Below are 14,174 nucleotides of genomic sequence, written 5' to 3'. Positions count from 1 at the left end.
CTATGAATGAATACCTTATTATAAGGGGTATAATCAAGATATATTTAATCAATGGAGGAAATCAAAATGGCAAAAGAAGTATTATTATCCTTTGGACTTACAACAATAGTAGGGCTAACTATGGCAGTAGGTAGTTTACTTTCTTTTCTTGTAAATAAAACCAATAAAAGATTTTTATCACTATCCCTAAGTTTTTCAGCAGGAATTATGATTTATGTATCCTTTATGTCAATTTTACCAGAAGGAATAGAGTTGATGGAAAATAATTTAGGAGAACATGGAAAATTTGTAGCCTTAGGTGGTTTCTTTGGAGGAATGTTAATAACTGCATTCATGGAAAAGGTAATTCACTTATTTGGAGGTCATAGCCATCATCATGACCACAGTCATCATCACGGATGTGAAGAACATCTATCTAAACTAGGGCTGATGTCAGCTGTAGCCATAGCCATACATAATCTTCCAGAAGGATTGGCACTATTTACAACTGGACTAAAAGACATATCTGTGGCAATTCCCATAGCTGTAGCCATAGTATTACACAATATACCTTTAGGTATAGCCATATCTGTGCCTGTATATTATTCAACAGGAAGTAAAGCTAAATCATTTCTATACTCGTTATTTGTAGGACTATGTCAGCCTTTAGGTGCTATTGCTGGATATTTGTTTTTATCTAAATTCTTTAGTGATACACTGTTTGGTATTCTATTTTCTATAATAGCAGGAATTATGATATTTGTATCTTTAGATGAATTGTTACCTTCTTCACAAAAATACGAGGATCACCATATTTCAGTATACGGTGCCATAGCAGGAATGTTGGTTATGGCAATAGCCATGAGTATATTCCATCATCACTAGATAAGTGGTATGAACATTCCTTGTCATAGACGGATATTTTGTTTTTTATAAAAATTGCCAGAAGAACTGTTCTTCTGGCAATTTTTATCTTTCGATTTAAATCAAGCTTCCAATCTTATTTAAACCCCTTTATTTTAAGTTCTTTTGAAAATATATATTGTTGCTATAATGTCTGTTATCATAAATCATTCTAATGTAAAGAGTAGTAAATAGATTATCTGTATAGATGAATATTTTGTATCTGTATTAAGATTAACTATAACAACAATGGGAATTATTAAATCTCATAATAATGCTTTAATCAATAATAAGAGTTTGATAGATTTAAAATTAGTTTGACAAAGAAAGGTGGATATTGAATGGAACAAAAGAAGAAAGTGCTTTCCCTTGGCACAGTGGCAATGGATATTATATTAGAAACAAGAGAATTACCAAAGGAAGATGGATTTGGTTTTATAGATTCTGAAAGACTTGTACCTGGAGGGAGTGCTGCTAACCTTTCAGTAGCATTGGCTCGTTATGGTATAGACACTTATCAAACTGGGAAAATTGGGGACGACAAATATGGAGATGAATTCCGAAGGACTTTGGTTGAAGATGGTGTTGATGATCGTTTTTTAGTTACTAAACCAGGTGGATCAACTTTACATACATTTATTATAACTGCTCCAGGTGGAAAACATTGTATAATTGCAAACATGGGAGATTCGGTAGCAAACTTGCAGCCAGAAGAACTTCCAGAAGATATATTGGAGGGAATTGATGTATTTTATACAGATATGTTTTCATCTCGTGCATCGATTTATCTGGGAAAGTTGGCTAAAGAAAAGGGAATTCCTGTTATATATAATATGCAGTGTACTCCAAGTTTTATGAAGACATGTGGTATTACCATTGAAGAGATAGAAGAAATGATTAGCCTTTCTACTGTATTTTCCAGTGGACGAGAAGGCTATTTTGAAATGACTGGTGAAGTGGATTATCATAAAGGGGTAGAAATGTTTTTCAAAAAATATCCTGTTCCACAAGGGGTAATCTGTACTGCTGGAGATGAAGGGGTATTATGGCGATATACTAAAGATTTTATTCATAGAGATGCCTATTCTGTAGAAGCTATAGATACCACAGGTGTTAACTATGCTAACAATGGAAAAACTGTAATTTCTGCATTTACAGGAGACCCATTTGATCCGGTTAAGGGACAAGAGACAGCTAAGACAATGATTCAAAATAACGATGTAGACATTATATACCAAAGTGCATATTTAGGAGGACCTGGAGTAATATCAGCTTGTGCTGAAGCAGGTATTAAAGTTATCGGTGTTGATGACTGGCAAGGAGATATAGATCCAGCTGTATTCTGGTCAGCAGTTAAATCTATGGACATTGCAGTTATATCTTTAGCTGAAGACCATGCAGCAGGAAAAGAATTTGAAACATCAGTGGATTTTGACCTAAGCTCAGGTGGTGCTGTTTATGATGAAAGAGATGAAAAGAATATCCCAGAAGATTTATTAGTAAAAGTTAATCAATTAATTGATGATATTAAAAGTGATAAAATAGATGTTTATGAAGGATTTGAGCAATATAGATTAAATTATTAATAATATTTTTAAAAATATAGGAACGTTTAATCGTTCCTATATTTTCATATCAAGGAGATAGAGATATGGATAAAGAAAAATTTGTATTGGAAATGCACAATATCAATAAGAAATTTAAAAATCTACTGGCCAATGATAATATTACATTTAAAGTTAGGTCAGGTACAGTACATGCACTGATTGGAGAAAATGGTGCTGGAAAAAGTACTTTAATGAATATATTAACAAATATTCAAAGCCCCGATAGTGGTCAGGTATATCTTCGTGGGGAGCAGGTAAATTTTAAGAACCCCCTAGATGCAGTTAGACATGGAATAGGAATGGTATATCAAGAATTCATGGTTTTTCCAGAAATGACAGTTTTGGATAATATAATAATGGGATTTGAACAGAAAAAGGGAATTTTCATAGATTATAAAGAATCTAGAAGAAAAGTTGAAGAAATCTGTAAAAAGTATGAATTTAATATTTCTATTGATGCAAAAGTAGACGGATTACCTGTTGCTGCACTGCAGCAAGTAGAGATAATAAAGGTTTTGTATAGAAATGCTGATATTATAATATTAGATGAACCCACTTCTGTATTAACTCCTCAAGGAGTAGAGAGTCTATTTCATGCCATAAGATTTTTAGTAGATCAAGGAAAAACAATAATACTCATAACTCATAAATTGAAAGAAGTATTAGAAATAGCTGATGATATTACAGTCTTAAAAAATGGTCGAGTGACAGGAACTTTATTGGCTAAGGATACAAATGAATTAGAACTAGCTAGGCTTATGGTTGGGAGAGAGGTAATATTACAGGTTGAAAAACCAGAATACAATATTGGAGAGATTATATTAAAGATTGAAAATTTATCAGTTAAAGATTCTTCAAGAGTAGAAAGAGTTAAAAATGCTAGTTTCCACGTACAAGCTGGAGAAATCCTAGGTATATCTGGCGTAGCAGGTTCGGGACAAACTGAATTAGTAGAAGCCTTAGTGGGATTATCAAATGGTAACATAGAAGGACAAATACTATTCAATGGAGAAAATATAATAAATGAGACAGTGGCTAAAAGGCGGAAATTAGGAATTGGCTATATTGCCCAAGATAGATCAGCAGTAGGCACTAATAAAGAGGGAACTATATGGGAAAATGCAATAATGGGATACCATAGGACAAAAGGATTTAAGACTAAACATTTACTTGATTATAAAGATATAAATTCATTTACCAATAAAATAATTAAAGATTATGCGGTAAAAGTGCAAGCAACAGAAGATAAAGTAAAAACACTTTCTGGTGGTAATATACAAAAACTTTTAGTGGGACGTGAATTTCTACAGGAACAAAAGCTTCTGATTATAGAAGATCCAACTAGAGGAATTGATATTGGTTCAGTTGAATTCATATGGAATAGAATAATTCAAATGGCAAAAGAGGGAGTGGCAGTTTTATTAATTAGCCATGAACTCAATGAAGTAATGCAGCTTTCTGATAGGATATTAGTAATGTATAATGGTTCAATAATTGAACATAAAAATAGCAGATCATTAACAGAAGAACAAATAGGTCTTATGATGTTAGGCGGTGAAATCCATGAAGCTTAAGATTAGTCATGAGGTTAAGAAAACAATATTAAGATATGGAATATCCATTATATTGACGCTTTTATTTGGAAGTATTCTGATTGCCATTCAAGGAGAAAGCCCTTTGGAAGCTGTAGGACATATTTTTGAAGGGGCCTTTGGAAATAGAATAAATATTGGCAATACCATTAGATGGATTATATCTAGTCTTATGGTTGGAGGAGCGGCTATAGTTGCTTTTAAATCGGGAGTTTCTAATTTAGGTATTGAAGGGCAATTATATATGGGAGCATTGTCAGCAGCAATAATTGGATATTCCATAGAATTACCCCATGGACTACATGTAATGGCATGTCTGTTAGCGGCATCTATACTTGGAATGTTATATGCATTAATACCAGCATTGTTGCGAGTATATTTTAAAATCAATGAACTTATAACCACCTTAATATTGAATTTCATAGCAAAATATTTAACTGAATATATAACTATGTGGATAATAATGGGAGGACAGCAATCTGCCAATGGTTCTGCATCTATAACAACTCCACAGATACTCAATACTGCTAGATTATCTACAATTATTAAAGGTACAACTGCCAATACAGGAATCTTTATAGCATTGGGAATTTTATTTTTCATAGCATTTATTTATAAATATACTTTAGAAGGCTATGAGTTTACTCAAATAGGACAAAATATGAGTTTTGCTAGAATGGGTGGAGTGAATATCAATAAATCATTTATAATGGTTTTCCTAATGTCGGGATTAATATCTGGAATGGGTGGAGGTATAGAGGTAACTGGCTCATATTATAGATTTATGCCTAATTTCAGTAATAATTTAGGTTGGGATGGAATTATGATAACCCGTGTAGCAAATAATAATCCCCTTGCAGTAATAATCGTTTCTATTATATGGGGGGCTTTGAAACAAGGAGCATTACATATGGAACGTATGACTACATTAAATAGGCTTGTAGTTATTATAATCCAAATGTTATTTGTACTATTTGTTTCCATTGATTATGATAATTTATTTAGCAGATGGAAGGAAAAAATAAGATTAAAGAAAACTAATAGTAAAGGAGGATCCTCAATATGTTGACTATAATAAAAATTTTATTTGGAACCGTAACATGGTCAGCTACATTTCGATTGAGCACTCCAATTATATTAACAAGTGTAGGTGGTTCATTTAGTAAACAAACGGGAACTTTTTGTATTGCATTTGAATGTTTTATGCTTTCAGCAGCATTTTTTGCTGCATGGGGAAGTTATTTATCAGGAAATCCTTATATAGGTGCTTTACTTGCCATTGTTGCAGGAGTAATTCTTGCTGCAGTCTTTGGTGTATTTGTCCTTCATTTTAATGCAAATCCAATGATAGTAAGTATAGCACTTAATTTTGGATCATGGGCAATGACTACCCTATTATTAACTAAGGTATTTAAGGTAAGGGGATTTTTTCACAGTCCTAAAATTGTGAATTTCCAATCTATAGATATACCTATTTTAAGAACAATTCCATATATCCATAAGATTTTAAATAATCAAATCATATTAGTATATATAGCTTATATTTCTATATTTATTGGGGCTATAATTATGTATAAAACTCCCTTTGGTTTAAGACTTAGAGGTATTGGAATAAATCAAGTAGGGGCACAAACCTCTGGAGTAAATATATTGAAATATAAATGGATAGCATTAATTATTATGGGGGTAATGTCTGGCTTAGGAGGTGCATATATGCCTTTATCAGGTCTAAGTATGTTTTCTGAAAATATGACAGCAGGTCGTGGATTTTTAGCCTTTGCCGCTATACTTGTAGGGAAGGGTAATCCTTTAAAAGCCGCATTTATAGGCATATTATTTGCTTATACCAATGCAATAACCCTTACCTTAACATCCTTTGGAGTACCTACTCAATTATTGCAGATGATGCCCTTTGTAGTAGTTATTCTAGTATTGATAATTAGTAGTTTGAAGAACTTTAGTAAAAATCCTACAATAAATAATCAATAGATAGAATGATAAGGACGACAGAGGAATAATTTTAGAACCAATAATATTAATTTAAGGAAGTGAAGATTTAATGAATATAGAAACTAAATTTCTTGTAGAAACGGCTTTATTGACCCATGGATTAAAATCCATTGCTAATGAAAGACTTATTGAATTATGGCCATGGAAACATAGATGTATAGCCTGGGTTCATAAGGGAGAAGTAATAATAGGGGACATAGAAGAATTTATTAGTTTTAGAGAAAGTGCAAAGGAATTGATACGTATAGATAGAGATATTTTTATGGAGTCATGTAACAAAAGTATAAGTGGTGCATTAACTGCATCTGGGACTATGATGGCAGCAAAGGAAAGAGGAATTCATATTGCAGTAACTGCTGGAATGGGTGGTATTGGAGATATTGTAGGAGAAGAACTATGTGCAGATTTACCTGCCATAGCCACTATGAATGTAACACTTATAGCCACGTCACCAAAGGATGTTATAGATATAGAAGGAACCATTGAATGGCTGTTAAAACATGATGTAAGCATATGGGGAAGAGATACAGATACTATAGATGGTTTTATGGTAACCCACAGACCAATTAAATTCACAGGGAAATATAATGGACAACCCTTAAAAGGGCAAACATTATTATTAAACCCTATACCAAATGAAATGAGATTAAAAGACCTAACTATAATAGAAAAATCTAAAGCAGCAGGGAAGGAAGCAGAAAAAAGAGGGGAATACTATCATCCTGCAGCAAATGCCATGATAGATACACTGTCATATGGAAAATCCTCTGAACTACAATTAAGGTCATTAATTGAAAATAGTATATGGGCAGATGAATTAACTAGAAAAAAGGACTATTTCACAACTGATTAATCAGTTGTGAAATAGCCCTTTTTTAATATGTAAAATTTTTCATCAATATAAAGATATAATTCTATTAACCCTATAATAGGGCCTAGTAATAACTTTAATGACATAGTTATCACTAGGCTATTAGACTAATGAGTAAAGGAGTCTTTATATAATGAGAGTAATAAGCATGTATAATAATTAAAACATAAAAAATACTTTGTTACATAATTATAGCATATATAGTAGAAATTTGTAATGGTAATTATAAAGATTTAGGTGATGTAAAATTATGGGAAAATATATAGGACTTTATTCCTATTTTATGATATGATTAATAAACAATAGTTATCAAATGTAAGGGAAGGATGACTTAAATGGCTAATCATACTAGTAAGGGCAAATATTATGATATAAAAATATATTTTAAAGCTATTATGATTTTGTGGATTTGTACACTAGTTTGTTTAATGTTTTATTCTAATAATAAAATAAATTATTATGTGAAAGAACAGGTAGGCAATAGAGTTACTATTTTAGCTACATATATAGCAAATTCACTAGAACTTACAGATGAAGATATACTATATTTAAAATCTCTATCATTTGAAGAACTGTTAAAAAATGAAATAAATCAAAAATTCCAGGATAGTGCTAAATCCATAAAGGATAATTTAGATTATAAGCATATTTATCTAACAGCCAGATTGGATAAGGGAGAAATAAAAGACAACAATAATATAATTTATATATTAGATACAGCTGAGACTAAGATAAATGATTTTAGAGATGGAGATTATTATAAGGGTAGTCCCAGATATGGTATGTCTGACGATCTCTTTGAAGAAGTGGAGAAGACTAAGATTCCTAGCTATAGGGTATTTAAAACCAAATTGTCAGAGCATATATGTGCATATGCTCCTTTTTATACTACAGAAGGAAATTATGTAGGTTTAATAGGATTGAAAGTTTCTTTAAATCTATTAGAAAGCATATCAAGCAATTATATGAATATTATAGTATTGTTTATAGTTATAAATCTTATAATTGGTTCCATAGCCTTTTTCATGTATAGACATATGAATTCTGTATGTGGTCAATTAGAAAGTCAAAAGCATATTTCAGAAATAGATGATCTTACTTGTGTGTTCAATAGAAGAAAATTTAATGAGATACTTCAAAGTCTATGGAGAAATGCTAAGGAAAATAGGGAAGAACTATCTTTAGCCTTAATAGATTTAGATTATTTTAAGGAGTTCAATGATAACTATGGTCATATAGCTGGTGATACTCTTTTAAGAGACATAGGCTCAGTTCTAAAAAGAAGAACCAAGCCATTTAATGGATATGTATGTAGATATGGAGGAGATGAGTTTGTAATTTTATTTCCTCAGCTTGACTTATATCAAAGTGAAAAAGTTGCCAATGAGATTTTAGAAGAAGTAAATAGTCTAAAACTAATTCATGAATATTCACCTATAGATAATCATCAAACTGTAAGTATTGGTATAGCTAGTACTATTCCCACCAATGAAATGGATCCATATGATCTTTTAAAGGACGCAGATAATGCTCTTTACTTATCTAAAAGATATGGAAGAAATAGAGTATCTATTTCAAAATAATAAAGACCTATATACCTACTCCACTTATTGACTAAATCAGTCAATAAGTGGAGTTTTTTAGTATGGAGCATATTTTGAAATGTTATTAAGAGGTCTGGAATATCTAGGAATAGGTGATTATATTTTCCTATACCAGTAAGCAATATCATAAAAAATATCTATAATTATTCTATTAAATAACAAAGTCTGATATTATATTTTCGATATATAGATAATATCTAATCTACATTATCCATGGCCTACAAATTAAAATATGAGTGATGATTATATGAATATAACAAAAAAGATATTCTTTTTCTTGATATTAGTTGTAATTTTAGGATTTGGATTGTCTGAATTTATGCCTAGAGAGAGAAAGATAGAAAAGATAGACACAAGATTAAGGGTTGGTTCAGGAGATGACATGACTGGATTACTTTTAGAACAAATTATCAGTACCAGTCAAGAAATGAATATAGATAATCTTCATACTACAGAGAAAAATGAAGATATTCTACTGGATTTTACCTTTAAGGACTGTTGAAGTAATACTGCACAATGGGCCTTGAGCTCAGATGAAATTGATATGGCATTTTATTGTAATCACATGGCTTTACATTTGGTTCGTGCCAATGCCGATTTTGAAATATATGGTCCTGTTATTATGAATGGAGAAGTCATAGCTTATAAAGGTGACGTAAGTAACATACATAGATTAGGTATAGGACAAAAGAGAGAGCATTTACATCGGCTAATCAAAAAAAACTATAATCATATAGATGAGATAGTGGAGATACAACCTGCTAGTTTGGCTTATTCATTAGAAGGAGAACAAATTGATGGAGCAGTTTTAGATATAAGTAAGGCTCCCTTATTACATGGGTTTAAATTTGCTTCTCTTTCAGAAGATGATTATATTTCTTATAGTTTAATAGTGAGAAAAGATGTGATAAATACAAAAGTTTTCCAAGAATTTTTAATGGCATACAACAAAACAATAGAGGAACTTAATAAAGTGAAAACTCTTAAAGAATATATAGGGATGCCAAAGGAATTTTGGGATAATACAAATATAAAGTTTTTAAGTTTAGAATAGGAAAGGTGAAGATATGTCAATATCTGTACAAGGAATTACTAAGGTTTTTTCCAATAGAAGAGATAAGAAAACCATGAATACTGTATTGCAAGATATTTCCTTTGATGTGAAAGAAGGAGAATTTGTGTCCTTATTAGGACCATCAGGTTGTGGAAAGACAACAACACTAAATATTATTGCAGGATTTCTAAAGCATGAAGGAGGAAATATTCAGGTAAATGGAAAGGATGTAAATAAGCCAGGACCAGATAGGGCATTTGTATTTCAAAACTATGCACTTTTTCCTTGGCAGAAGGTAGGGGAAAATATTGTATACCCTATGAAAAAACAAGGAATACCAAAAAAGCAACGTCAGGAGAAACTTAAAGAATTATTAGCTATGGCACATCTGGAGGAATATGAAAACTATTATATTCATGAAATATCTGGCGGAATGAAACAAAGAGTTGCTTTATTAAGGGCTTTGGCATGTAATCCTCAGATACTGTTAATGGACGAGCCTCTAGGTGCAGTTGACTTTCAAATGCGTCAAATGCTTCAAGTACAGTTAGAATCAATGTTACTAGGAAGCAAGAAGACTGCCCTTATGGTTACTCATGATGTTGATGAGGCTATTTATTTAAGTGATAGAGTTATAGTCATGTCTAGAGATCATGGAAGGATACTAGCTGATATAAAAATAGAACTTCCTAGACCTAGAGATAGAAAGAATGAAAAATATCATCAATATACTAATGAATTATCTGATATTTTAAGGTCTGCATTAAATGGAGAAGTGAAAAATCAAGGTGACGAGGAATTACTAGAGTTTATTCAGAAGACAGAGAAAAAAGACAGTAAAAAAACGTCTTTTGCTCAAGGAGGAGCTATTTAAAAATAGAAAATATATAGCTTTTGAGAGAAACATACAGGAGGTGAAAATAGTTGAATTCACAAGAAAAAGACATAAAGAGAATGGTACATGCTACTAAGATGAAAGATAGAAATAATTGGAGAAAGCTTAACGGAAAAGATTTTAATATTTATACTCCAATTGCATTAGTAGTAATCGGTATAATATGGTGGATTGCGGCGGATATTGTTAATAAACCATTCCTTTTCCCTTCTTTAAAAAGTGTGATGGAGGCTTTATTTAGAGCTGTTACAGATTTATATGTACTTAGAAACATTGGTATTACTATGAGACGTGTTTTAACAGGTGCTTTTTATGCGTTTATTATTGGATTGCCTATTGGAATGATTATGGGATATTCTAAGACTATGATGAGAGCATTTGCACCTTTTATAAATTCTTTGAGACAAGTCCCTATAATGGCATGGGTACCACTGTCTATTATTTGGTTTGGTTTAGGTGATGGACCTACCATTTTTATGATTGCATTTACTGGTATTTTTACCATTATATTAAATACCATTGCAGGAGTTCAAGATATTAGTAAGGATTACTATAATGCAGCACGAAGTATGGGTGCAAATACAATGGATATTATCAAAGACATTGTACTTCCTGGGTCATTGCCAGGAATTATTACTGGATTGAGACTGGCAATTGGTATGGGTTGGATGTCAGTTATCTGAGCGGAGTTCATTGCGACCAGTGCCGGGTTCGGCTACTGTATGGTAGAAGCTCAATCTAGAATGGAAACTCATACCATTATAGCATATATGTTTATAGCTGCTTTAATTGGATTTGGTATTGATAGATTGATGCTCTTAGTTGAAAGTATATTACTTAGATGGAAAGCAAACTAAAATTATCCGCCAGTTAAAAGCTGGTGGAGTTTTTTTCTCTTGACATTAAAGTCGACTTTAAGGTTTATAATAGGAGGGTAAAGCCATGTTATTTATCAAAGATATATGTAGAATCACAGGACTTAATAGCTCCGCTGTTAGATATTATGATAGTCAAGGTTTATTAGGAGAAATAAAAAGACGAGATAATAACTATAGAATATTTGACGAAAAGGATATAGAAAAGTTATTTTTCATTAAAAAAGCTAGAAGCTTAGGTTTTGAGCTAGAAGAAATAAAAAAGATATTGATGCTAAAAAATAATGGTATAGCCCCTTGTAGTTATGTAAGTAATAAGATACAGGAGAAAGTATCTTTTATAAAAATGGAAATATCAAGACTTGAGAAAGAAAAGGATAAACTGGAAAAACATTTATCTGATGCAAGAAAAACAAGTGGATGTAAGGGAAGCATATGTCATTATATTGAAGGCATTGAAGAACAAGATAAAAAAATAGGGGGAAATGTAATATGAAAAAAAGAATTATTGCTATGAGTTTAGTATTGGCAATGATGGTAGCAGTTGTATCAGGATGCACAGACAGCAGCAAAAATACTGTAATACAAGAAGTGGACTACGACCCAGCTGTAGAGGTGGCTAAATATGAATTAGGAGAGTTATCAGCTGGGGACAAGGATTTCGTAATCCAATTGGGATACAGAGACTGTGACCATATGGTTCCAGCTATTATAGGAGAGAAAGCTGGAATTTATGATGCACTGGGTCTAAATGTAGTAGTTACAAAAACTGGTAAAATCATGGAAGCCATGTCTTCAGGTGAAATGCACGTAGGATACCAAGGAATTGAAGGTGCTATTAAATCAGTTAACCAAGGAGCACCATTATTTATGGCAGCAGCAAATCATTTAGGTGGATCTAGATATTTAGTTGTAAGTAATGATATAAAAGAACCAAAGGATTTGATCGGTAAAACTTTAGCAATTGGTTCAGGTGCAGAAACAAAACCAGAATGGAGACGCTGGGCAGAGGAATTAGACATTCCAGTGGAACTGAAAAACTATGAGGTAGTTGATATGGGCGATAAGGATAAGGTGTTTGCATTAAAAGCTGGACAACTTGATGCTTTTTCTGCTTGTGACCCTTATGGGTCTATGGTAGAATTTGAAGGCTTTGGTCGTATTATGGCTACAGGATGGGGTGCCCATGTTTCAGATAATATGGATGAAGGATGGGGTGTATGCTGTATCTATTGTATGAACAATGATTTTTTAAATGACCATCCAGAATTAGCAAAAAGGTTAGTACTTGCCCATGCTTTATCTATTAAATATCTATATGAACATCCTTATAATGCTTCAATGATGTTTGCAGAAGGTTTCGGTACTAATCCAGAAGTTGGATTGAAAACTGTATATATGAAGACTGTAGCAGAAGGTAGAACGATTACATGGAAGTTTTCTGAGGAGAATTTAGATAATTACATTAAATATTTCTATGATTTTGAAATTCCAGAAGAAGAAATTCCAAATATAAATGATATGCAACAATTTATGTCAACAGATTTACTTGAGACTTGTGGAATCGAAGACTTTAATACATTTATAAAAGAAAATATTGATGCAAACTTCCCAATTGGAGATACTTATGAAGAATGGTTGGCTAAGGCAAAAGCCATAGATGGAATTGGAGAAAGTACTGCTAGTAAATAATTAATCGATGGAGCTTATATAAGCTCCATTTTTTATATCCATAAGAAACATTAATCTATATTATATAAACTTGACCTTAAAGTGAACTTTAAGGTTATAATAGAATTAGATAAAGGAGTGAAACTTATGGATGTAAAATGTCCAATATGCAATGAATTAGGAGAGAAGGTAAAGGGGATAACTGTAAAGCATTTAGTAATAGAAAACTTTGTGGAGAAAATTGATCATAAGGAAATTTACTATTTATGTATGAATGAACACTGCGATGTAGTATATTATAATTTAGATATAGAAAGTACATTTGATAAGACAAAAGTAAAGGTGCCGATATGGTTTAAAAGTGATGCTAACCCTAAATATATATGTTATTGTAGTAAGGTAACGGAAGAGGAAATAATAGATGCTGTAACAAATAAAGATGCGAAAAATATGAAGGATATTATAAAGTTCACAGGGGCTATGAAAGATGGAAACTGTATATTAAACAATCCATTAGGTAAATGTTGTGGTTCAGTTATATTGGAAGCTATGAATAAGGCAATAGAAGCTAAAGATAAAAATACTAAAAGCTAGAGAAGTTTCTCTAGCTTTTCTAATTATCAAAAACCTTATATATTTTTTAGCAGCAATCTTCCATGCCCTCACCAAATAAATCTCTTATTTCAGTATCATCAATTAACCTAAATATAGAATAGCCAAAATTTCCATCCTTTGAGCCTGATACAATAAACTCTATTGGACCAGTTTTATCAATATCTTTAAACTCAATAGTCTGATTATCAATGGGAGCTCTTGTGTGGTTAGATAATTTAAATCCTTCACCTGTATCTATAACTACGACCATTGCATTTTTTTTAGGCCCTTCATTATATATAACTAATAAATCTTTGCGTCCGTCATTATTTAAATCCTCATATCCACATAGTATTACTTTATTATCAGGATGGATTTCCTTAAAATATAGAAGAAGCTCATTGTCTGGCTCTACTCCTAAAGCTTGTAAGGTATTTCCATTGTTTAGATAATATATGTAGAAACCCAGTGAAAATAGTATAAATACTACTAATATAATTTTAATATTCTTCTTCATTT

General features: G+C 31.8%; 15 protein-coding genes. 14 read left to right on the top strand and 1 reads right to left on the bottom strand.

Annotated elements, in window-relative coordinates; translation table 11 throughout:
• The first annotated feature begins 66 nt into the window (after positions 1-66).
• From zupT to KQI41_RS16590, 14 genes are all read left to right on the top strand, one after another.
• The gene (gene zupT / locus KQI41_RS16660) at positions 67-864 is read left to right on the top strand and encodes a zinc transporter ZupT (RefSeq protein ID WP_154443020.1); all 798 of its coding nucleotides are present in this window, start codon (positions 67-69) and stop codon (positions 862-864) included.
• A 359-nt stretch (positions 865-1,223) separates the two neighbouring features.
• Positions 1,224-2,468, top strand: coding sequence for a PfkB family carbohydrate kinase (locus KQI41_RS16655; protein ID WP_154442906.1), 1,245 nt, complete (start codon positions 1,224-1,226; stop codon positions 2,466-2,468).
• Positions 2,469-2,533: 65 nt separating this feature from the next.
• The gene (locus KQI41_RS16650) at positions 2,534-4,063 is read left to right on the top strand and encodes an ABC transporter ATP-binding protein (RefSeq protein WP_154442905.1); all 1,530 of its coding nucleotides are present in this window, start codon (positions 2,534-2,536) and stop codon (positions 4,061-4,063) included.
• Complete coding sequence (locus KQI41_RS16645; RefSeq protein ID WP_154442904.1) at positions 4,053-5,150, top strand: ABC transporter permease; 1,098 nt, start codon at positions 4,053-4,055, stop codon at positions 5,148-5,150. Before KQI41_RS16650 ends, KQI41_RS16645 begins: the two co-directional genes overlap by 11 nt.
• The gene (locus tag KQI41_RS16640; RefSeq protein ID WP_154442903.1) at positions 5,144-6,070 is read left to right on the top strand and encodes an ABC transporter permease; all 927 of its coding nucleotides are present in this window, start codon (positions 5,144-5,146) and stop codon (positions 6,068-6,070) included. The genes KQI41_RS16645 and KQI41_RS16640 overlap by 7 nt, the downstream gene beginning before the upstream one ends.
• A 70-nt stretch (positions 6,071-6,140) precedes the next feature.
• The gene (locus KQI41_RS16635; RefSeq protein WP_154442902.1) at positions 6,141-6,944 is read left to right on the top strand and encodes a pseudouridine-5'-phosphate glycosidase; all 804 of its coding nucleotides are present in this window, start codon (positions 6,141-6,143) and stop codon (positions 6,942-6,944) included.
• Between the two features lie 353 nt (positions 6,945-7,297).
• On the top strand, positions 7,298-8,545 hold the full coding sequence (locus KQI41_RS16630) for a GGDEF domain-containing protein (RefSeq protein ID WP_154442901.1): 1,248 nt from the start codon (positions 7,298-7,300) through the stop codon (positions 8,543-8,545).
• 268 nt (positions 8,546-8,813) lie between these two features.
• Positions 8,814-9,620: an ABC transporter substrate-binding (seleno)protein SaoB gene (saoB, locus tag KQI41_RS16620; RefSeq protein ID WP_311144036.1), complete on the top strand. Its 807-nt coding sequence runs from the start codon at positions 8,814-8,816 to the stop codon at positions 9,618-9,620.
• A gap of 13 nt (positions 9,621-9,633) precedes the next feature.
• Complete coding sequence (gene saoA, locus KQI41_RS16615) at positions 9,634-10,494, top strand: ABC transporter ATP-binding protein SaoA (protein WP_154442898.1); 861 nt, start codon at positions 9,634-9,636, stop codon at positions 10,492-10,494.
• A 50-nt stretch (positions 10,495-10,544) separates the two neighbouring features.
• Positions 10,545-11,198, top strand: coding sequence for an ABC transporter permease subunit SaoP (gene saoP, locus KQI41_RS16610; RefSeq protein ID WP_216585751.1), 654 nt, complete (start codon positions 10,545-10,547; stop codon positions 11,196-11,198).
• Positions 11,199-11,237: 39 nt separating this feature from the next.
• Positions 11,238-11,372 carry a nitrate ABC transporter substrate-binding protein gene (locus tag KQI41_RS19455; protein ID WP_154442897.1) on the top strand — a complete coding sequence of 45 codons (135 nt, stop codon included), beginning with the start codon at positions 11,238-11,240 and terminating at the stop codon, positions 11,370-11,372.
• 85 nt (positions 11,373-11,457) lie between these two features.
• On the top strand, positions 11,458-11,886 hold the full coding sequence (locus tag KQI41_RS16600) for a MerR family transcriptional regulator (protein WP_154442896.1): 429 nt from the start codon (positions 11,458-11,460) through the stop codon (positions 11,884-11,886).
• Positions 11,883-13,082, top strand: coding sequence for an ABC transporter substrate-binding subunit SaoX (gene saoX / locus KQI41_RS16595; protein ID WP_154442895.1), 1,200 nt, complete (start codon positions 11,883-11,885; stop codon positions 13,080-13,082). The genes KQI41_RS16600 and saoX overlap by 4 nt, the downstream gene beginning before the upstream one ends.
• A 126-nt stretch (positions 13,083-13,208) precedes the next feature.
• Entirely contained in the window at positions 13,209-13,655 is a 447-nt protein-coding gene (locus KQI41_RS16590; protein WP_154442894.1) for a Csac_0668 family 2Fe-2S cluster-binding (seleno)protein, read from the top strand.
• Between the two features lie 46 nt (positions 13,656-13,701).
• On the opposite strand, the gene saoC is transcribed toward KQI41_RS16590, so the two are convergent.
• Complete coding sequence (saoC, locus tag KQI41_RS16585; protein WP_154442893.1) at positions 13,702-14,172, bottom strand: Cys-Cys-COOH (seleno)protein SaoC; 471 nt, start codon at positions 14,170-14,172, stop codon at positions 13,702-13,704.
• Positions 14,173-14,174: the final 2 nt, after the last annotated feature.

This window comes from Tissierella pigra (genome assembly GCF_018917845.1).
In the GTDB taxonomy this organism is placed as follows: Bacteria; Bacillota; Clostridia; order Tissierellales; family Tissierellaceae; genus Tissierella; species Tissierella pigra.
This window is presented reverse-complemented; position numbering and strand designations above follow the sequence as displayed.